22 protein-coding genes are annotated in these 20,240 nt (G+C 64.6%); 18 read left to right on the forward strand and 4 right to left on the reverse strand.

The annotated features are described in order from the left end of the window. Positions 1-121: 121 nt before the first annotated feature. The 17 genes from argH to F6A13_RS15215 all read left to right on the forward strand — a co-directional run bounded on the left by argH (position 122) and on the right by F6A13_RS15215 (position 15,488). Positions 122-1,510, forward strand: coding sequence for an argininosuccinate lyase (argH, locus tag F6A13_RS15135; protein ID WP_126604749.1), 1,389 nt, complete (start codon positions 122-124; stop codon positions 1,508-1,510). Then, the gene (lptM, locus tag F6A13_RS15140; protein WP_126604748.1) at positions 1,507-1,692 is read left to right on the forward strand and encodes an LPS translocon maturation chaperone LptM; all 186 of its coding nucleotides are present in this window, start codon (positions 1,507-1,509) and stop codon (positions 1,690-1,692) included. The genes argH and lptM overlap by 4 nt, the downstream gene beginning before the upstream one ends. Continuing rightward, positions 1,689-2,948: a diaminopimelate decarboxylase gene (gene lysA, locus F6A13_RS15145; RefSeq protein WP_126604747.1), complete on the forward strand. Its 1,260-nt coding sequence runs from the start codon at positions 1,689-1,691 to the stop codon at positions 2,946-2,948. Before lptM ends, lysA begins: the two co-directional genes overlap by 4 nt. A gap of 83 nt (positions 2,949-3,031) precedes the next feature. Further along, positions 3,032-3,583 carry a YbhB/YbcL family Raf kinase inhibitor-like protein gene (locus tag F6A13_RS15150; protein ID WP_126604746.1) on the forward strand — a complete coding sequence of 184 codons (552 nt, stop codon included), beginning with the start codon at positions 3,032-3,034 and terminating at the stop codon, positions 3,581-3,583. Between the two features lie 31 nt (positions 3,584-3,614). Beyond that, complete coding sequence (locus F6A13_RS15155; protein WP_126604745.1) at positions 3,615-4,091, forward strand: HyaD/HybD family hydrogenase maturation endopeptidase; 477 nt, start codon at positions 3,615-3,617, stop codon at positions 4,089-4,091. Next, positions 4,078-4,494 carry a hydrogenase expression/formation protein gene (locus F6A13_RS15160; RefSeq protein WP_126604744.1) on the forward strand — a complete coding sequence of 139 codons (417 nt, stop codon included), beginning with the start codon at positions 4,078-4,080 and terminating at the stop codon, positions 4,492-4,494. The genes F6A13_RS15155 and F6A13_RS15160 overlap by 14 nt, the downstream gene beginning before the upstream one ends. Further along, positions 4,494-5,597: a hydrogenase small subunit gene (locus F6A13_RS15165; RefSeq protein WP_151528445.1), complete on the forward strand. Its 1,104-nt coding sequence runs from the start codon at positions 4,494-4,496 to the stop codon at positions 5,595-5,597. Before F6A13_RS15160 ends, F6A13_RS15165 begins: the two co-directional genes overlap by 1 nt. After that, positions 5,587-6,252: a nitrate reductase gene (locus tag F6A13_RS15170; RefSeq protein WP_126604743.1), complete on the forward strand. Its 666-nt coding sequence runs from the start codon at positions 5,587-5,589 to the stop codon at positions 6,250-6,252. Before F6A13_RS15165 ends, F6A13_RS15170 begins: the two co-directional genes overlap by 11 nt. Continuing rightward, entirely contained in the window at positions 6,249-7,610 is a 1,362-nt protein-coding gene (locus F6A13_RS15175) for a (Fe-S)-binding protein (protein WP_126604742.1), read from the forward strand. The genes F6A13_RS15170 and F6A13_RS15175 overlap by 4 nt, the downstream gene beginning before the upstream one ends. A gap of 3 nt (positions 7,611-7,613) precedes the next feature. Beyond that, entirely contained in the window at positions 7,614-9,371 is a 1,758-nt protein-coding gene (locus F6A13_RS15180; RefSeq protein WP_126604741.1) for a nickel-dependent hydrogenase large subunit, read from the forward strand. A 68-nt stretch (positions 9,372-9,439) separates the two neighbouring features. After that, positions 9,440-9,781, forward strand: a complete 342-nt coding sequence (hypA, locus tag F6A13_RS15185) for a hydrogenase maturation nickel metallochaperone HypA (protein WP_126604740.1) — start codon at positions 9,440-9,442, stop codon at positions 9,779-9,781. Next, a complete protein-coding gene (hypB, locus tag F6A13_RS15190; protein WP_126604739.1) occupies positions 9,778-10,581 on the forward strand; it encodes a hydrogenase nickel incorporation protein HypB in 804 nt (267 codons plus the stop codon). The genes hypA and hypB overlap by 4 nt, the downstream gene beginning before the upstream one ends. Positions 10,582-10,595: 14 nt before the next feature. After that, positions 10,596-10,841 (forward strand): HypC/HybG/HupF family hydrogenase formation chaperone, encoded by a 246-nt coding sequence (locus tag F6A13_RS15195; protein ID WP_113527324.1) that lies wholly within the window; start codon positions 10,596-10,598, stop codon positions 10,839-10,841. Further along, the gene (gene hypD, locus F6A13_RS15200) at positions 10,838-11,950 is read left to right on the forward strand and encodes a hydrogenase formation protein HypD (protein WP_126604738.1); all 1,113 of its coding nucleotides are present in this window, start codon (positions 10,838-10,840) and stop codon (positions 11,948-11,950) included. The genes F6A13_RS15195 and hypD overlap by 4 nt, the downstream gene beginning before the upstream one ends. Positions 11,951-12,139: 189 nt before the next feature. Further along, the gene (locus tag F6A13_RS15205) at positions 12,140-13,024 is read left to right on the forward strand and encodes a GDP-mannose 4,6-dehydratase (RefSeq protein ID WP_126604737.1); all 885 of its coding nucleotides are present in this window, start codon (positions 12,140-12,142) and stop codon (positions 13,022-13,024) included. After that, complete coding sequence (gmd, locus tag F6A13_RS15210; protein WP_126604736.1) at positions 13,021-14,052, forward strand: GDP-mannose 4,6-dehydratase; 1,032 nt, start codon at positions 13,021-13,023, stop codon at positions 14,050-14,052. The genes F6A13_RS15205 and gmd overlap by 4 nt, the downstream gene beginning before the upstream one ends. After that, complete coding sequence (locus F6A13_RS15215) at positions 14,049-15,488, forward strand: mannose-1-phosphate guanylyltransferase/mannose-6-phosphate isomerase (RefSeq protein WP_126604735.1); 1,440 nt, start codon at positions 14,049-14,051, stop codon at positions 15,486-15,488. Before gmd ends, F6A13_RS15215 begins: the two co-directional genes overlap by 4 nt. 31 nt (positions 15,489-15,519) lie before the next feature. Here the strand turns inward: F6A13_RS15215 and rfbC are convergent, their stop codons facing one another. Together rfbC and rfbA are read right to left on the reverse strand one after the other, a co-directional pair. After that, on the reverse strand, positions 15,520-16,068 hold the full coding sequence (gene rfbC / locus F6A13_RS15220; protein ID WP_126604734.1) for a dTDP-4-dehydrorhamnose 3,5-epimerase: 549 nt from the start codon (positions 16,066-16,068) through the stop codon (positions 15,520-15,522). Then, a complete protein-coding gene (gene rfbA, locus F6A13_RS15225) occupies positions 16,065-16,949 on the reverse strand; it encodes a glucose-1-phosphate thymidylyltransferase RfbA (protein ID WP_151528400.1) in 885 nt (294 codons plus the stop codon). Before rfbA ends, rfbC begins: the two co-directional genes overlap by 4 nt. 197 nt (positions 16,950-17,146) lie before the next feature. On the opposite strand from rfbA, the gene F6A13_RS15230 reads away from it, so the two are divergent. Further along, the gene (locus tag F6A13_RS15230; RefSeq protein ID WP_126604733.1) at positions 17,147-18,523 is read left to right on the forward strand and encodes an MFS transporter; all 1,377 of its coding nucleotides are present in this window, start codon (positions 17,147-17,149) and stop codon (positions 18,521-18,523) included. A 13-nt stretch (positions 18,524-18,536) separates the two neighbouring features. Here the strand turns inward: F6A13_RS15230 and F6A13_RS15235 are convergent, their stop codons facing one another. Together F6A13_RS15235 and hemB are read right to left on the reverse strand one after the other, a co-directional pair. Beyond that, positions 18,537-19,229: a TonB family protein gene (locus tag F6A13_RS15235; protein ID WP_126604732.1), complete on the reverse strand. Its 693-nt coding sequence runs from the start codon at positions 19,227-19,229 to the stop codon at positions 18,537-18,539. After that, positions 19,198-20,190: a porphobilinogen synthase gene (hemB, locus tag F6A13_RS15240; protein WP_126604731.1), complete on the reverse strand. Its 993-nt coding sequence runs from the start codon at positions 20,188-20,190 to the stop codon at positions 19,198-19,200. The genes F6A13_RS15235 and hemB overlap by 32 nt, the downstream gene beginning before the upstream one ends. Positions 20,191-20,240: the final 50 nt, after the last annotated feature.

Genomic DNA, 20,240 nt, shown 5'->3' on the forward strand with positions numbered 1-20,240 from the left:
CTCCATGAAGACTTTAGCAAGAGCCGGGGAGGAATGCCAAAGGGCCGCCGCCCCGACCGGGAATACTGGCGAACGATACCCCCTTTTCGCTATAGTCGCGGGCAGGACAGGAGGTGTGGGCATGAGCAAAAAAATGTGGGGTGGGCGCTTCGCGGCAGGTACCGACCATCTGGTCGAGGCCTTTACGGCATCCATCCAGGTGGACCGTCGTCTGTATGCGGAGGACATCCGTGGTTCCATGGCCCATGCCCGCATGCTGGGCCGGGTGGGCGTGCTGACGGAAGCGGAGGTGGAGGCCATCGTCACCGGGCTGGCGCAGGTGCGGCAGGAGATCGTCGAAGACCGGCTGCCCTTTGTCGATGCCCTGGAAGACATCCACATGCACGTCGAATCGCGCCTCACCGAAATCATCGGCGATGTCGGCAAGAAGCTCCACACCGGCCGGTCCCGCAACGATCAGGTGGCCACCGACCTGCGCCTTTATACTCGCGGCTGCCTGGATGACCTCGTCCGGGAGCTGCAGCACCTGCAACACGTCTTCATCGACCTCGCCGAGCGGGAGGTGGAGACCATCCTCCCGGGTCTGACCCACATGCAGGTGGCCCAACCGATCAGCTTTGGTCACCACTGTATGGCCTACGTGGAGATGTTCCACCGCGATACCCAGCGTCTGCTCGATGCACGACGGCGGGTGAATGTGCTGCCCCTGGGCGCGGCGGCGCTGGCGGGGACGACCTTTCCCATCGACCGCTGGGACGTGGCGCGTCAGCTCGGCTTTGAGGCCGTCGCCGAAAACAGCCTCGATGCGGTCTCCGACCGCGACTTTGTGATGGAAGCGTTATCGGACCTGGCCATCCTCGCCGTCCACCTCTCGCGGCTATCGGAAGAACTGATCCTGTGGATGTCGGCCCCCTTCGGCTTCATCGACCTGCCCGACGGCTTCTGTACCGGCTCCAGCATCATGCCGCAAAAGAAAAACCCGGATGTCGCGGAAATCATTCGCGGCAAAAGTGGGCGGGTGATTGGCGATCTTGTCGCCATCCTCGTCCTCATGAAGGGGCAGCCCCTCGCCTATAACCGCGACAATCAGGAAGACAAGGAAACCCTTTTCGACGCCCTTGACCAGATGCGCGCCAGCGTGGAGATCATGGGGCGGATGCTGCCGGGTCTGCAGACCCGTCCCGACGTCATGCGCGCGCAGGCGGAACGCGGCTTTGCCACCGCCACCGACCTGGCCGATTATCTGGTGCGCAAGGGGCTGCCTTTCCGTGATGCCCACGCCGTGGTGGGCCGTGCCGTGCGCCTGGCCCAGGAACGCAACATCGGCCTGGAGGCTCTGCCGCTGGCGGATTTGCAGGCCCTGTCGCCGCTCATCGACCGGGAGGTCTATGCGGTGCTGGTGCTGGAAGGCTCCCTGGCGGCGCGGGACCACTTGGGTGGTACGGCACCCCGGCAGGTGCAGGCCGCCATCCAGCGCGCCCGAGAGCGCCTGCAGCGGGAGGCCCTGTGAACCGCATTCGCGCCATCTTTCTCCTCCTGCTGCTAGGCCTCGCCCTGGGCGGTTGCGGCCGTAAAACGGCCCTGACCCTGCCGCCCGCCCCCAGCGTTACCCCCGCCGCACCGACGGCCCCCGGCCAGAGCCCCACATCCGCGGGGCCCACGGCGCCTGTCCAGAGTCCTGCTGCACCATGAATACCTTCCACTACCGCAACCACGCCCTGTATGGCGAAGACCTCCCCTTGCAGGAAATAGCGGAGCATTATGGCACGCCCTGCTACGTCTATTCCGAAGCGGCGTTGCGCGAACGCTATCACTCCTTCAGCGCCGCCCTCGGTAGCAACACCCGGGTCTGTTATGCGGTCAAGGCCAACAGCAATCTCGGTATCCTGCGGATTTTTGCGGAGATGGGCGCGGGCTTCGATATCGTCTCTGGTGGTGAGCTGGAGCGGGTGCTGCGGGCGGGCGGCGATGCCGGCACCATCGTTTTTTCCGGTGTCGGCAAGTCCAGCGTCGAAATCCGCGCCGCCCTCGGTGCCGGTATCTTTTGCCTCAATGTCGAGTCCGCCGCCGAACTCTGGCGCATTGCGGACATTGCTGCCGACATGGGCAAACGTGCGCCCGTCGCCCTGCGGGTCAACCCCGACGTGGACCCCGGCACCCATCGCTACATCGCCACGGGGCTGAAAGAGAGCAAGTTCGGCATCCCCATGGATCAGGCCCGCCACCTCTACCTGCAGGCCGCGCAGCACCCGGCGCTGGAGCTGAAAGGGATTGCCTGCCACATCGGCTCCCAGTTGCTGGACCTGACGCCCCTGGGCGAGGCCGCAGTGCGGGTGCGTACGCTGTATGACGAACTGGCGGCCCATGGGATCGCCCTCCAGCATCTGGATCTGGGCGGCGGTGTGGGCATTCGCTACCACGACGAAATCCCGCCCAGCCCCGCCGATTACGCCTGGACGCTGGATCAGGCTCTGCACGGCGTAGCGGTACGGCGAGTAGTGGAACTGGGCCGCGCGCTGGCGGGCAACGCGGGCGTGCTGCTGACCAAGGTGGAATACCTCAAGGACAACGACAGCAAGCCATTCTGCGTGGTGGATGCGGCCATGAATGACCTGTTGCGCCCCGCGCTGTATGGTGCCTGGCACGACATCCTGCCCCTGCACCAAAGTGCCGAAACAGGACCAGCCATGGATGTCGTCGGCCCGGTCTGTGAAAGTGGCGACTTCCTCGCCAAGGATCGTCCGCTAGCGGCCAAAGCCGGTGACCTGCTCGCCGTCATGAGCGCCGGGGCTTACGGTTTCGCCATGAGCAGCAACTACAATAGCCGCCCCCGGCCTCCTGAAGTGCTCATCAGCGGCCACCAGCACCGTCTCATTCGCCGCCGCGAGACCCTGGCCGATCAGTTGTCGCTGGAAGAAAACCCGACCTCCCAAAAGTCTCCCTTATAAGGGTCACCAGGCAACGGCTCCGTCGTCACCGCCGACTATCTGCTACTCTTAGGTGGTAATGGGATATTTCTGAGGAGGCCACCATGGCAGAGATGAAGGTATTCAGCACCGGCATCGATCCCGACGACTGGATCGCCAGACGTTTCACCCAAACCGGCGACGGGCGCACCCCGCCCATTTTCTGGCAGCATCTGCCAGCCGACACCAAGAGCCTGATCCTGCTCATGGAACATCGTGAGGCGGAACCGGGGCGCAAGGTCCAATGGCTGATCTACGACCTGCCGCCTGCCGCTGAAGGCATCCACGAAGATGGCCCGTTGCCCGATGGCGCCAGGCTGGGGCGCAATGACTTCGGAACCATGGCCTACCGCCCGCCGGAGGCAGGTGCCGACCACCAGCTCCGACACTACGACTTTATCCTGATAGCGACCGACCTGCCCACCCTCGGGCTCGCCGAAGGCGCCAACTGGGAATCGGTGAAGGGAAGGCTGCGCAAGGGAGGTCAGGACAGCGACCAACTCGGACCACCCCCCGCCGCGGACCCCCGCGCCCGTGAATTCCATCCGCTCGGTCACATCCTTGACTACGCGGAGTTTTCGGGCCATTTCGCGCTGGATACGGACAAGCACGTTTGAACGATTTTGCTCCGTCCACTACGGGGAAACGATGGGAAGCATACTGGTTCTGGGGCTGGGAAATGTCCTGCAAGGGGACGATGGCGTGGGTGTGCACATCGTCCGCTACCTCGCCGGGCAGGCGCCCATGACCGGCGTCACCGTTCTGGATGGGGGCACGATCGGCGCGTCGCTGCTGGTTGAACTGGAGGGGGTGGATGCTTTGCTGGTGGCGGATGCCGTGGAATCGGGACAGGAAGCCGGGCAGGTAACCCTCTTCCAGGGAGCAGAGATGGACCGGCTCCTGACCCGTCCCCAGGCCGGCAGCGTGCATGAAGCCGGCCTGGCCGAATTGCTGGACATGGCGCGTCTGCTTGGTTGTCTTCCGGCCCGACGGGCCTTGCTCGGCGTTCAGCCCCGGACGATCGCCTGGGGCGACGCCCTGAGTCCGCCGCTGGCCCGGTCCCTGCCCGAAGCGGGGCGTCGCGCCCGAGCGCTCTTAGAGGAATGGGGACGTGAAGATTCTTGATACCATTCCCATCCGTCCTGCCCCCAGCCCCGCCGCCAACGCGCCGGCCTTGCTGCAGGAGGTCGCGACGGCCCTGGACGCCTTGCTTCTCTCGGGGCGGCGGCACTGCATCGACCTCGGCTCCCTGCCCCTCTCCCCGGCCGACCGGGATCTGCTCCGGGAGACCCTGGGGACAGGAGAGGTCCGCATGGAACTGCTGGCCTTGGGAAGCTCCCGCATCGAGGAGACCGGGGTGCCGGGAGTGTGGTGGGTGCGCCATTCCAGCGAGGACGGGATCCTGCTGACGGAGTCGCTGGAGGTATGCCACGTGCCGGAGATCGTTCCGGCCGATACCACAGACATCGCCATTGGGCTGCAGCGCTTGCGGCAACGCATCGCGGTTCCCGAATCGGGAGGACGTTGATGGACGAGACCATCCTCGACGCATTCCGGCAAAACGGCCTGAGCCGCCGCGCCTTCCTGAAGTTCTGCGCCGCCACCGCCTCCCTGCTGGCGCTGCCCCCTGCCGCCGCCGCGGCCATGGCGGAAAAACTGGCGATCACCCCCCGCCCCACGGTGATCTACCTTTCCTATCAGGAATGCACCGGCTGCCTGGAATCCATGACGCGCTCCTTCTCGCCCACCATCGAACACCTCATGTTCAACAACATCTCCCTGGCCTTCAACGATACCCTTCAGGCAGCCGCCGGGGAGGCGGCCGAGGCGGCCCGGAAGGAGGCCATGCGCAAGGCCTGGGGCAAGTACATCCTCATCGTGGACGGGGCCGTACCCATGGGAGCGGGCGGCGCCTACTGCGTGGCCGCGGGGCAGAGCGCCGTCGACGACCTGCGCCATGCCGCCCAGGGGGCGGCGGCCATCATCGCCGTGGGGACCTGCGCCGCCTTCGGCGGCGTGCCCTACGCGGCGCCCAATCCCACCGGCGCGGTACCGGTTTCCGAGGTCATCCGCAACCGCCCCATCATCAACGTCTCGGGCTGTCCGCCCATTCCCGAGGTCATGACCGGGGTCGTCGTCTATTACCTGAGCTTCGGGATGCCCGCCCTGGACCGCCAGGGGCGGCCGCTGACGTTCTACGGCAATACCATCCACGACCGCTGCTACCGTCGGCCTTTCTATGACGAGGGCCGTTTCGCGCACACCTTCGACGACCAAGGGGCACGCAACGGCTGGTGTCTCTACGAACTGGGCTGCAAAGGGCCGGTGACCTACAACGCCTGCGCCACCCTGAAATGGAACCAGGGGACCAGCTTCCCCATCCAGTCCGGCCACGGCTGCCTGGGCTGCTCCGAGCCGGACTTCTGGGACAAGGGCGGATTTTACCGGCCTCTGCCCGCAGCCACCGGCCACTGGCCGCGCGGAGAGGTTTTGGGTGGTGCGGCGCTAGGGGGGGTAGTGGTCGGGGCGGGAGCGGCGGCGCTCGCCCGCTCCCGTCAGCACGCGGTCGCCGCGAAAAGCGCCAAAGAGGGGAGCAGCCCGCCCCCAAGGGAGGATTCCCATGAGCACTGAGACAGACCTGCTGGATTTCGCCCGAGGCCCCGCCCTGGAGGCGGCGCTGATCATCCTGGTTTTCGGCATCTTCTGGCGGCTCGTCGGGGTACTCGCCCTGCGCCGGAACCGCGATCTTTCGGAACCGCGGATGCGCCACGCCTGGCTGGGGGGCGTCAAGACGATTTTCACCCGCATGTGGCCGCGCCGGGAGTTCCGGCCCCGCATCCTGCACTGGGAGGCGGTGAGCTATGTCTTCCACATCGGCTTGGCGGTGGTGATCCTGGGGCTGGTGCCCCACATCCTCCTCATCCGTGACATCACGGGCCTGTCCTGGCCGGGTTTGCCGACGGGGGTGATTACCTTCGCCGCCGGTGTCGCCCTGATCAGCCTCCTCGCCCTCCTCGCCCATCGCGCCACCCACCCGGTGCTGCGCCAGATCTCCAATTTCGACGACTACTTCAGTTGGCTGCTGGTCTTTACGCCGCTGCTCACGGGGCTCATGGCCTATTACCATCTGGGTGGTCGTTACGAGGACCTGCTGGCCCTGCACATGCTGAGCGCGGAACTCCTGCTGGCGTGGCTGCCCTTCAGCAAGCTCGCCCATACCGTGCTCTTTGTCTTCTCCCGCGGCGTCACCGGGACGATCTACAGCCGCCGGGGGGCACGGATATGACCGACACGGATACGCAGTTCCCTCTGGAGTTGAACCAGCCTCGTCTGAGCGTCCAGAAACCCGAGCAGCGTTACGACAAACAAGGGGAGATGGCCGACGCCGAGCGGCTCGACCGGGCCATGCGCGGCTTCGTCAAGGATTTCGGCGCCACCGCCGCCCTCTACATGGAGTCCTGCGTACATTGCGGCCAGTGCGCCGAGGTTTGCCAGTACTATGTGCAGACCGGCGACCCCCGGTACACTCCCATCTGGAAGCTGGAGCCCTTCAAACAGGCCTACAAGCGCGAGACAGGGCCTTTTGCGCCCTTTTTCCGCCTCTTCAACCTCAAGCGCCGCGTCACCGTGCAGGAACTGGAAGACTGGCAGGATCTGATTTACGACAGTTGCACCCAATGCGGGCGCTGCACCATGGTCTGCCCCATGGGCATCGATATCGCCAGCCTCGTAGGCCTGGCCCGGCATGGCATGGCCGCCGCCGGGCTGGTGCCCCATGAACTCTGGGCGACCGTGGAGCGCGCGAAACGGGAAGGTAGCCCCCTGGGTGCCACCCCGGCGGTCCTCAAGGACCGCATCGCCTGGCTGGAGGACGAGCACGGCGTCGAGATTCCCCTGGATCGGGAACGGGCGGACGTCCTCATGACCATCTCCTCCATCGAGGTCATGAAGTATCCCCAGTCCATCGTCGCCCTGGCCAGGATCATGAAGCGGATGGGCGCATCCTGGACTTTTCGCAGCGATGGTTACGAGGCCACCAATTTCAGCATGTTCGCCGGCGACCGGCAGGGTCAGCGGGAGGCGAGCCTCAAGCTCATCGAGGCCGCCATCGCGGTGGGCGCCAGGACCCTCATCCTGCCGGAATGCGGCCATGCCTATCAGGCCCTGCGCTGGCAGGGCGCCAACCTCTACGGCAAGCCTCTGCCCTTCCGGGTGCTGCAGATCGCCGAGTATCTGGCGGAAGGCATCCGCCAGGGCAAGCTGCAACTGCAACCGGTGCAGAATTCGGCGACCTTCCACGATCCCTGCCAGATCGTGCGCCGCGGCGGCGTCACCGAGGCGCCGCGGGAGGTGCTGCGCGCCTTGGGGATGGAGTTGCGGGAGATGGACGCGCACGGCGCCTACAACTGGTGCTGCGGGGGCGGCGGTGGGGTGGTGACCATCCACCGGGCCGACCCCCTGCGTTACAAGACCTACCAGATCAAGATGCAGCAGGTGGAGGACACGGGGGCGGAGATGCTGGTATCGACCTGTTCCAACTGCCGCCAGACCTTCGACGACGGCCAGGCCCATTTCCATTGGGACAAGACGGCGCAGAGTCTGCTGGAACTGGTGGCCGATCACCTCGTCACGGAGCAGGAGTGATTCATGGCCAAGCAAACCGTCGTCGTCGACCCCGTTACCCGCATCGAGGGCCATCTGCGCATCGAGGCCGAGGTCCAGGATGGCGTCATCACCGGCGCCTCCAGTTCCGGGACCATGGTGCGCGGCCTGGAAATCATCCTCCAGGGCCGCGATCCGCGCGACGCCTGGGCCTTCGCCCAGCGCATCTGCGGGGTCTGCACCCTGGTGCATGGCATCGCCTCGGTGCGGGCGGTGGAGGACGCCCTCCACTACCCCATCCCGCAAAACGCCCAGTTAATCCGTAATCTCATGATCGCCGCCCAGTTCGTCCACGATCATGTGATGCATTTCTATCAACTGCACGCCCTGGACTGGGTGGATGTGCTCTCCGCCCTCCAGGCGGATCCCGCCAAAACGGCCGCGCTGGCCCAGTCCCTGAGTGATTACCCGCGCTCCTCGCCGGGCTACTTCGCCGAGGTGAAGGACAAGTTCACCCGTTTCGCGGCCTCCGGACAGCTCGGCATCTTCGCCAACGGCTACTGGGGCAACCCCGCCTACAAGCTGCCGCCGGAGGCCAACCTCATGGCGTTGGCCCATTACCTGGACGCCCTGGCCTGGCAGCGGGAGGTGGCCAAGCTCCATGCCGTCTTCGGCGGCAAGAATCCCCATCCCAACTTCGTGGTGGGTGGCGCCCCCACGGCCATCAGCGTGTCGCCGGCGGCATTGCACAACGGTGTGGCGGCGGGGGTCGGAGCCACCGCCGTCAACATGACGGGCCTGGAGATCGTGCAAAACGTCATCCGCGAGATCCGCCGTTTCGTGGATCAGGTCTACCTGCCCGACACCCTCGCCATCGCCGGCTTTTACAAGGACTGGTTCCGCAAAGGCGAAGGGGTGGGCAACTTCCTGACCTACGGCGAGTTCCCCTCCATGGGCATCAACGACCTGGACGGCCTCATGATCCCCCGCGGCATCCTCCTCAACCGGGATCTCTCCACCGTCCATCCTCTGGAACTGCGCGCCCCGGACCAGATCCAGGAGTTTGTGGCCCATTCCTGGTATTCCTACACCGTGGGCAAGGACCAGGGCCTCCATCCGTTTGCGGGACAAACCCACCTGGACTATACCGGACCCCAACCGCCCTACGCGCATCTGGACAGCGCGGCCAGCTATTCGTGGATCAAGTCGCCGCGCTGGAAGGGCAAAGCGATGGAGGTGGGCCCCCTGGCCCGCATGCTGGTCCTCTATGCCAGCGGCAACCAGGAGGCCCGCACCCTGGTGGACAGCAGCCTGCGCAAGCTGGACCTGCCCGTTCAGGCCCTCTTTTCCACCATGGGACGGACCGCCGCCCGCACCCTGGAGAGCAAGATCATCGGCGACGCCATGCAGGGCTGGTACGACCAACTCATGGCCAACATCCGCGCCGGCAAACTCGAAACCTTCAACCCGGCCCTCTGGGAACCTTCCTCCTGGCCCGCCGAGGCGCGCGGCGTGGGCTTCACCGAGGCGCCGCGGGGCGCCCTGGCCCACTGGGTGGTCATCAAGGACGGCCTCATCGACAACTACCAGGCGGTGGTGCCCAGCACCTGGAATGCCGGCCCGCGGGATGCCGCCGGACAGGACGGCCCCTACGAGGCGGCACTCAAAGGCACCAAACTCCCCGACCCCGCCCAACCCCTGGAGATCCTCCGCACCATTCACAGCTTCGATCCCTGCATCGCCTGCGCCGTCCATCTGGTGGACCCGACAGGGGAGGAACTGTTGCAGGTCAAGATATGCTGAAGAACAGACGGAACGGGAACATCTGATGTCTCCGGTGAGGCCTCCCGCCCCCGAAGGCCCGTGCCGGTATGCATGAACTCTCCTTGTGCGAAGGTGTTCTCCAGATCCTGGAGGAACAATCCCGGATCCAGGGCTTTATCCGGGTACATCGGGTTTGCCTGGAGATCGGCACCCTGGCCAGCGTGGAACCGGAGGCGTTGCGCTTCCATTTCGATGTCGTCACGCGTGGCACCCTGGCCGAGGGATCCCATCTCGAAATCGTGACGGTGCCTGCCCAGGCGTGGTGTCTTCCCTGTGGCGAAAAGGTCGCCATCGGGCAATATTTCGATGCCTGCCCCCAATGCGGCAGTCGTCAGCTGCAGGTCATCGCGGGAGAGGAATTGCGTATCCAGCAATTGGAGGTGGAATGATGTGTACCACATGTGGTTGCGGCGGTAGCGAGGTGAAGACCGAGGGGCACGATCACTACGAGGGTAACCGGCGGCATAGGCATGGAGACGAGTCCCAGCCGGCCCACGTTCATGCCCCTGGCATGGACGGACGGCGCATGGTGCGGATCGAACAGGACATTCTGGCCAAGAATCAGCGCCACGCTGACGCCAACCGCCGCTATCTGGCCGAGCGGGGTATCTTTGCGCTGAACCTGGTCTCCAGCCCCGGCTCGGGCAAGACCACGCTGCTGGTGCGCACCGTCGAGGCCCTGCAGCACCGGCTGCCGGTGGCGGTGATCGAAGGAGATCAGCAAACAGGCCGGGATGCTGAGCGCATCCGTGCCACCGGAGTAACCGCACTGCAGATCAACACCGGCAAGGGCTGCCACCTGGACGCCCACATGGTGGGACATGCACTGGAACAGTTACAGCCCGCCGCCGGCGGGGTGCTTTTCATCGAAAACGTCGGGAACCTGGTCTGCCCGGCGGCGTTTGATCTGGGGGAGAGCCACAAGGTGGTGGTGCTGTCGGTAACCGAAGGGGAGGACAAGCCCCTCAAATATCCGGACATGTTCCATGCCGCCGACCTCATGCTCCTCAACAAGGTCGACCTGCTCCCCTATCTGGAATTTGATGTGGACGTCTGCATCGACTATGCCCGACGGATCAATCCCAAACTCTCAATCCTGCAGGTTTCCGCCCTCCGCGGCGACGGCATGACCGCGTGGCTGGACTGGATCGAAAGGGGCGCCGGGCTCGCGTCGGCCGCCATACGGTAATAAGGAGCAAGATCATGTGCCTGGCGGTCCCCGTGCGGGTTGAACGATTGCTGGACAACGAGATGGCGGTGGTCGGGATAGGCGGCCTGCGCAAGGAGATCTCCCTGGCCCTGGTGGACGGCGTCCGGGAGGGCGATTACGTCATCCTCCACGTGGGCTATGCTTTGACCCGGCTGGACCCGGAGGAGGCCGAACGGACCCTGGCCCTTTTCGCGGAACTGGCCACCCGGCTGGACGCCAGGGAAGGAACCGAGCGGTGAAATATGTCGACGAGTTCCGTGACGCCACCCTGGGCCGCAGTCTGGCGCGCGCCATCGCCGCCGAGGTTTCTTCCCGCCGAAACTATCATCTGATGGAGTTTTGCGGGGGCCACACCCATGCCATAGCCCGCCATGGCATCCCAGACCTCCTGCCGGCCAATGTCCACCTGATCCACGGACCCGGATGCCCGGTCTGCGTCCTGCCCATCGGCCGCATCGACAGCGCCATCGCCCTGGCGCTGGATCATGGCGTCATCCTCTGCACCTATGGCGACGTGCTGCGCGTCCCAGCATCGGAACGCCGGAGCCTGCTCCAGGCCCGCGCCGCCGGAGCCGATGTCCGCATGGTCTATTCCAGCCTAGATGCCCTGCGCATTGCGCGGGAGAACCCGGATCGGGAGGTGGTCTTCTTCGCCATCGGGTTCGAGACGACCACCCCGCCCACCGCCGCGGTCCTCCGCCAGGCCAAGGCCACGGGGGTCAAAAACTTCACGGCATTCTGCAACCACGTGCTGACCCCTGCCGCCATCCGCGGCATCCTGGATTCGACCGCGCCGGAGGGGGCGCGGCTGGACGGCATCATCGGGCCGTCCCATGTCAGCACCGTGATCGGCAGCCGACCCTATGAGTTTGTCGCGGAGGAGTATCATCGGCCGGTGGTGATCGCGGGCTTCGAGCCCCTGGATGTGATGCAGTCCATCCTCATGCTGATCCGCCAGATCAATGCCGGACAAGCGGAAGTGGAGAACGAATTCACCCGCGCCGTGAGTCGCGACGGCAACCCCAAGGCCCAGGCGCTGATAGCCGAGGTACTGGAACCCCGGCCCGCCTTCGAGTGGCGTGGCCTCGGCAGCATCCCCCGCAGCGCACTGCGCATCAACGCCGCCTACGGCGACTTTGACACCGAGCGCCGTTTCCCCATCCCTTACCGGGCGGTGCCCGACCACAAGGGCTGCGAGTGTGGCGCCATTCTGCGCGGCGCCAAGGAGCCCCGGAACTGCCGACTCTTCGGCACCGCCTGCACGCCCGAAAGCCCGGTGGGTTCCTGCATGGTCTCCTCAGAGGGTGCCTGCGCCGCCCACTACACCTATGGTCGCCATCGGGATTAAAGGACGTTGGCTCCATGAGAATCCACCGGTAAAGAGGATGCGATCTCGCAACCGGGTGCAAGCAGTCGATCTTTCCCGGGAATTCGGGCATTATTCTGGTGGTCTGCTGTATCACGCGCTGCCCCGCAAACGCCAGGTATCATGCTGATCAGCCGGTCTACCTCCGAATGTATAAGGAATGATGGACGCATGAAACTCTTGCTTACCGGCGCCAACGGCTTCGTCGGCCAGTATGTGCAGGCGGCCCTGCCCGGCGTGCCATTGCCCAATGGGCTGGATCTGCGCGACCACGCCGCCCTGACTGCCGCGGTGGCCGCCATTCGGCCTGATGCCGTCGTGCATCTGGCGGCCCAGAGCTTTGTGCCCGCCTCCTTCGAGAACCCCCGCGAAACCTTTGACATCAATTTCTATGGCACCCTGAATCTGCTGGAGGCGCTGCAGTCCTCCGGATTTATGGGGCGCATGCTCTTTGTCGGGTCGGGCGACACCTACGGGCGGGTCCCGGAGGCCGATCTGCCGGTGCGCGAGGATCATCCCCTGCGTCCCCGTAATCCCTATGCCGTGAGCAAGGTGGCCGCCGAGGCGCTCTGCTACCAGTGGAGCCAGACTTCCGGCTTTGAGATCATCATGGTGCGGCCCTTCAACCATATCGGCCCCGGCCAGAGTTCCCATTTCGCCATCGCCGACTTCGCCCGGCAGGTGATGGAGATCCGCATGGGGCGCCGCGCACCGGTCCTGCAGGTGGGTGATATCGACGTCACCCGTGATTTTACGGATGTGCGCGACGTGGTACGCGCCTACACCCTCTTGCTGGAAAAAGGTCAGAACGGCGGCATCTATAATGTCTGCTCCGGACGGGAATACCGTATCCGCGACCTGCTCCGGCAATTGCTCACCCTTGCCGGTGTCGAAGCCACGGTCGAGCAGGACCCGACCCGCCTGCGTCCGGCGGAACAGCGGCGCATGGTCGCGAGCTTTGCTGCTTTACAACGGGACACCGGTTGGCAACCGCTGATACCCATGGAGCAAAGCCTTCAGGATTTACTCAACGACTGGGAGAAACAATTGCAATGACGAAGCACGCCCTCATCACCGGCATCACTGGCCAGGACGGCGCCTATCTGGCGCAATGGTTGCTGGGAAAAGACTATACGGTCTATGGCCTCATCGCCCGCCGCGGCACCGATACCACCGGCCGCTTGCACGAACTGGGCATCGCCGATCAGGTGCGCCTGCTGGACGGCGACCTCATCGATCTGTCCTCCATGATCCGCGCCATGGAAAAATCCCAGGCGACGGAAGTCTATAACCTCGGCGCCCAGAGCTTTGTAGCCACTTCCTGGGATCAGCCGATTCTGACCGCCGAGGTCACCGGCACCTCCGTGGTCAAAATGCTGGAGGCCATCCGCATCGTCAACCCCCAGGCGCGTTTCTATCAGGCTTCCACCAGCGAGATGTTCGGGCAGATTCAGGAACCGCTCCAGTCCGAGCGCACGCCCTTTCATCCCCGCAGCCCCTACGGCGTCGCCAAGCTCTACGGCCACTGGATCACCATCAACTACCGCGAGAGCTTCGGCCTGCATGCCTCCAGCGGCATTCTCTTCAACCACGAATCCCCCTTGCGCGGCACCGAGTTCGTCACCCGCAAGATCACCCTGGCGCTGGCGCGCATCCGTCAGGGTGTACAGGACGTGCTGGAGCTGGGCAATCTCGACAGCAAACGCGACTGGGGTTATGCGGGCGACTATGTGCGCGCCATGTGGCTGATGCTGCAGCAGGAGCAGCCCGATGATTATGTCATCGCCACCGGCGAGACCTGGACGGTGCGCACCTTTGTCGAGAAGGCCGCCGCCCATGCGGGATTCGATCTGGAGTGGCGGGGCGAGGCGGAAAAGACCCAGGGCGTCGATCGCAAAAGCGGCAAGGTCATCGTCCGCGTCAACCCCGCCTTCTACCGTCCCGCCGAAGTGGACATCCTCATCGGTGATCCCGGCAAGGCCCAGCAGAAGCTGGGCTGGAAGCGCGAGGTCAGCTTCGATGCCCTGGTGCGGATGATGGCCGAAGCGGATCTGCGGCGCGTGGCGGGAGAGGTGGTGGAATGAACCCCCTGATCCCCGTCATCCTCTCCGGCGGCGCTGGCACGCGGCTCTGGCCGCTGTCGCGCCAGAGCCATCCCAAACCCTTCCTGCCATTGCCCGATGGCGAGACGCTGCTGCAAAAGACCCTGCAGCGGGCGCTGGCCCTGCCGGGGGTGACCCGTTTCCTCACCGTGACCAACCGGGAATATTACTTCCAGACCCGGGACGTCTATGCGCAGGTGCCTGGAGCGGCGGAGCGGGAGGCATTTTTCCTGCTGGAGCCGGTGGGCCGCAACACGGCGCCGGCCATCGCCGCCGCCGCCCTGCAGGCGGAAGCCCTGGTCGGGCCGGAAGCCACCCTGCTGGTACTCCCCGCCGATCATCTGGTGCAGGATCAGGCCGCCTTTGCCGCCGCGGTCGCCCGGGCGCAGCGTCTGGCCGAAGAAGGCTATCTGGTGACCTTCGGTGTCACTCCCACCTGGCCGGAGACCGGTTATGGTTACATCGAAGGTGGGGAAGCCCTGACCCGGAGTGGTGAGATACTGGGTTTTGCCGTGCGCCGCTTTGTCGAAAAGCCCGATGCGGCTACGGCGGCGGCTTTTCTGGCCCAGGGGGATTATACTTGGAATAGCGGCATGTTCTGCTTCCGCGCGGATGCGTTTTTATCCGCCCTTGCGCGCCATCAGCCGCAGGTCGGCGAGGATACCCGCACCGCCTGGGCCGAGGGGCGCTGCGAGGCGGATTTCCGTGAATTGGCGCCGGCATTCGCGCAAGTGACGGATATCTCCGTGGATTATGCCGTCATGGAGCACGCCGACCGGGTGGCGGTAGTGCCCGGCGATTTCGGCTGGAGCGACATCGGCTCATGGACGTCCTTCGGCGCCCTGATCCCCGAGGATGGCAGCGGTAACCGGGTGCTGGGGGAGAGTGTGCTGGAGGATGCGCAACACTGCATCGTCCATAGCGCGGACCGCCTGACCGCCCTGCTGGGCGTGGAGGATCTGATCGTGGTGGATACACCCGACGCGCTCCTCGTCGCCCGCAAGGACCGCGATCAGGAGGTGAAAAAGATCGTCGCCGAACTCAAGCACCGCGGCCACGACGCCGGCAATCTGCACCGCACCGTCCACCGGCCCTGGGGTACTTACACGGTGCTGGAGGAGGGCTCCCGCTTCAAGATCAAGCGCATTCTGGTCAAAGCGGGTGCGGCGCTCTCTTTGCAGATGCATCACCACCGCAGTGAACACTGGATCGTAGTCTCGGGCACCGCCAAGATCGTTAACGGCAGCGCGGAACATCTGGTCCAGACCAACGAGTCCACCTATATCCCCGCCGGCACCCCCCATCGTCTGCTCAACCCCGGCGTCATCGATCTGGTCATGATCGAGGTACAGAGCGGCGAGTATCTGGGCGAGGATGATATCGTGCGCTTCGACGACCGCTACGGGCGGGCGCCTTGAGTTGGTGACTGCCCGGCGCACGTCAGGGGCGTCACGGAAAAGTCTCGCTCTCCGATAAAGGCAGCGCGGCGGCATCCTTGGTGGCCAGCAGGGGTGGCTTCCCATCCACCAGGGGCCAGTCGATGGCGATATCCGGGTCGTTCCAGATCACGCAGCGCTCCGCTTCCGGGGCATAAAACTCCGTGGTTTTGTAGAGAAAGTCCGCCGACTCGCTAAGCACGTAAAAGCCGTGGGCGAAACCAGGAGGTACCCAGAGCATCTGCTGATTTTCGGCAGAGAGTGTGGCGCCAGCCCATCGTCCGAAATGCGGCGAGGAACGGCGTAGATCCACCGCCACGTCGAAAACCGCACCGCTCACGACACGCACCAGTTTGCCCTGGGGCTGATGAATCTGATAATGCAGCCCGCGCAGGACGCCCTGCTGGGAACGGCTGTGGTTGTCCTGCACGAAGTCGAGGTCCAGCCCGGCCGCAGCGAAGGCGCGCCGGTTCCAGCTTTCCATGAAAAATCCCCGGACGTCACCGAAAACCTTGGGGGTGATGAGGAGAACCCCGGGGATGGTGAGGGCTTCGACTTTCATGGCCGACACCCTTCGCTGAGAACCCGCAAAAGATAGTCGCCGTAGCCGCTTTTCTGCAACGGAGCGGCGAGGCGGCTGAGGGCTTCGCCGTCGATGTAGCCCATGCGGTAGGCGATTTCTTCGGGGCAGGCGACTTTGAGTCCCTGGCGTTCTTCCAAGGTGCGGATGAATTGGCCGGCGTTGAGCAGATCCGCGTGGGTGCCCGTGTCGAGCCAGGCCGTACCGCGACCAAGCACCTCCACCTGTAGACGTTTTTCCTGCAGGTAGAGGCGGTTGAGGTCGGTGATCTCCAGTTCGCCGCGCGCCGAGGGCTGGATTTCCCGGGCCATCCGACTGCCACTTCCGTCATAAAAATACAGCCCGGTTACCGCGTAGCACGAGCGCGGAACGTCCGGTTTTTCTTCGAGACCGACGGCCTGGTGGTCGGCATCGAACTCGACGACGCCATAGGCACGCGGATTGGCGACATGGTAGGCGAAGATGGTGGCGCCAGTATTGCGGGCGTTGGCGGCCTGTAGCGTTTCGCTGAGTTCGTGACCGTAGAAGACATTGTCGCCGAGCACCAGCGCAGAGGGGCCCCCCGCGAGGAAGTCCTCGGCAATCAGCAAAGCCTGGGCCAGCCCTTCCGGGCGTGCCTGCTCCGCATACGCGAAGGACAGGCCCCATTGGCTTCCATCTCCCAGCAACTGCCGGAAACGCGGCAAATCATCGGGAGTGGAGATGACGAGCATCTCCCGGATGCCCGCCAGCATGAGGGTTGCCAGGGGATAGTAGATGAGGGGCTTGTCATAGACCGGCATGAGCTGCTTGCTGACGGTCTGGGTCAGCGGATAGAGTCGGGTACCGGAACCGCCGGCGAGGATGATCCCTTTACGATGCATTGCGGGCCTCAGGTTGGTTGAAATGGTCCACGGGCGGAAATTTTATGGTCGTTACTCTGTCGATACCGCAGTGATTGTATGTATCCTGGGGCGCCGGGGCAAGATATCCAGGGGTGCCGTGCGATAATGGCTTGAGCGATGGCACCCCGACGGCATAAGCTAGTCCCTCCGTTCGACCGGCCTGGCAGGGGATTTTCATGAACAGACAACGTGGCCTGCCCACCGCAAACGTTCCCTCCGTGCCTGTTGCCGACAGGCAACGCGGCCACGCCTTGGGCGCCGCCATGTTGGGAATGCTGCTCGACGGCTACGACCTCAGCATCATGGCGGTGGTGCTCCTTCCCCTGCACAGCGCCTGGCATCTGCACGCGACCGAGACCGGGCCGCTCATGGCCATGGCGTTACTCGGGTCTTTGCTGGGAGGCTTGGCGGGCGGCGTCTTCACCGACCGGTTCGGCCGCCGCAAGCTGCTGTTCCCAAACATATTCCTCTACGTCATCGGGGCCCTGGTCAGCGCCCTCAGCCCGGATGTCCCCGTGCTTTTTCTGGGCCGCTTTCTGACCGGGCTGGCCATCGGCCTCGACTATCCGCTGGTGGCCACCATCGTTGCGGAATACAGCCAGTCCGCCAATCGGGGAAATCGTTTCGCCCGGGTAAATCTGGCCTGGTATGTCGGCGCCCTGCTCTCCACCGGCGTCGGCTGGGTCCTGTTGTTTACTGGCGATGACTCCTGGCGCTGGATGCTGGGGAGTGCAGTGGTCCCCGCACTTGCCCTGCTCTGGTTGCGGCGCGGCCTGCCGGAGTCACCGCGCTGGCTGGCGCGAAACGGGCATACCGACGCGGCCCGCGCGGCCCTGGCCCGGCTGTCCCCCGAGAGCACACCCGCCGAACTCGGCGCACAGTTGGCGACTTTTCAGGGGCATCGCCAGTCGTGGCGGGTGCTGCTGCGTAAAGTCTGGTTGCGTCGGCTGCTGCTCAGCATCTTCCCCTGGTTCTGTCTGGATGTGGTGGGCCTGGGCATTGGCCTGTATTTTCCCCTGGTGTTGCGCAGCAACGGCCTCGCCAGCAGTAACGGAATGGCCGCCGCCATCAACGCCGTCTTTCTGGTGATCTCCGCCCTGGGCATTCTCTATATTCTCTCCCGCCTCGACCGCTGGGGCCGGATCCCCCTGCAAAGCGCCGGGTTCGGCATGATGTCTCTCGGCCTGGCGCTGTTCGCGCTGTGCTCCTGGAATGGCTGGGTTGCCGGGATTTATGGGGGTGCCGCGGTCTATTCCTTGGGGGTGGGCATCGGTCCGGGAGTGACGGTTTTCGCGCTGGCCGTAGAAATTTTTCCGACGGAATTGCGTGCCAGCGCGGCGGGGCTGGCAACGGGACTTTCCCGCCTGGGGGCCTTCGTTTCGGCGCTGTTGTTTCCGATTTTGGAGAAAAGCTGGGGCATACCGCTGGTGCTGCTGGTCATGGCCCTGGTGTCCCTGCTCGGCATGTTCACCACCCTCATCTATGGGGTGGAATCGCGGCAGAAAAGCCTGGAAGATTTGGAACGCGTGGATGCGCCGGTGGCAACGCCCTGAGCACGCGGGTTGCCTATTCGAAGCTCCAGGTGCGCACGATACGCAGCGGCGTGGGTGGGGATTGCCAGATGGCGGGCAGGGGTGGAAAGGGGGCCGCCTGGCGGATGATCGTATCGACGGCATGTACCAGCGCGGCATTCCGCGATCCCTGCTGCATCTCGATCGCCAGCAGCCGCCCGTCGGGGGCGATGGTGACGGCGACGACGACACGCCCCTGAGGTACGTCGGGATGACTTCCTCCGAGGAGACGTTTCTGGGCCAACGCCATGATCCGGCCTTCCCAGTCCTTCAGATAGGCATTCAGTGCGATTGCCCGCGCTGCCGCTGGTACCGTTGCCGGCGCACGCTCCCGGCTGACGGGAAGATCGCCGTCCGGACCGCGCGGCGCGGGCCTCGCGGGGGAGGTCATTCGGGGATGGAGCAGGCTCGGCATCAGGGAAATTTCCACCAGCGAACTGACGGGCGTTTTTTGCGGCGGCAACCCATCCAGCCCGCCCAGCAGCAACAGCCAGACCAGCATATTGATGGCCACGGAGAGCAAGACCCAGGGGAACAGGGTATCGAGGTCTTCCGGCCGCAAACGCAGGACGCGCATCATACCGCCAGGTGCGGCGGCGCCAAACCAACGTATCCGGAACAGAACGTCCGATAGCGGCGCGAAGAATCCTATGGCTTCATCCCAACCAATCGGCTGCAGCGAGGGCATAATAGGTGATGATGGCGTCGCTCCCGGCCCTTTTGATGCCGAGCAGGGACTCCAGGACACTGCTCTGCAGATCCAGCCAGCCGGCCCGTGCGGCGGCCTGCAGCATGCTGTATTCACCGGACACCTGATACGCCAGCACCGGCAGGTCGCAGCGCTCGCGGAGGTCACGGATGATATCCAGATACGCCATGGCAGGCTTCACCATCACCATGTCGCAGCCCTCCTGGATGTCCAGCGCCATTTCGCGAAAGGCCTCACGCCGGTTGGCGGGGTCCATCTGATAGCCTTTGCGGTCCCCGAACTGGGGCGCGCTGTCGGCTGCATCGCGGAAAGGTCCATAAAAAGCGCTGGCGTATTTGACCGCATAGGACAGAATGCTGACCTGCGGATGCCGCGCTGCGTCCAACGCCTCGCGGATCGCCATCACCATGCCGTCCACCATGCCCGAAGGGGCGACGACATCCACCCCCGCTTCCGCATAAGAAATGGCCTGCCGCTGCAGGTTTTCCAGGGTGGCGTAATCGTCCCGGTCACCGCCCGCATCCAGCACACCGCAATGGCCATGGGCGGTGTATTCGCAAAAGCAGGCGTCGGCAATGATCAGCAATTGCGGATATCCGCTGCGGATGGCGCGAATCGCCCGTTGCACCAACCCCTCCGCGTCCCAGGAGGCGGAGCCGGTGGCATCCTTGCAGTGCTCTTCCAGGACGCCAAACAGCAGCACCCCGGAGACCCCCCGCGCCACCGCCTCCGCACAGAGTTGCAGCGCGGAGTCGATGCTATGGCGAAAGACGCCGGGCATGGAAGAGATTTCCGTGCGAACGCCTTCGCCTTCCACCAGAAAAACCGGCAGAATGAAATCGGCGGCGCGCAGATGGTGTTCACGCAACATCCGGCGCATGGCCGGATGGCGGCGCAGGCGGCGAGGCTGGTGACCGGACGACGGATTGAACAGGTTCATGTGAGAACAGTCCTTGAGCAGTTGGAATACGAACACAAATCGCGGCGAGA

Source organism: Acidithiobacillus sp. 'AMD consortium', from assembly GCF_008926505.1.
Taxonomy (GTDB): Bacteria; Pseudomonadota; Gammaproteobacteria; order Acidithiobacillales; family Acidithiobacillaceae; genus Acidithiobacillus; species Acidithiobacillus ferridurans.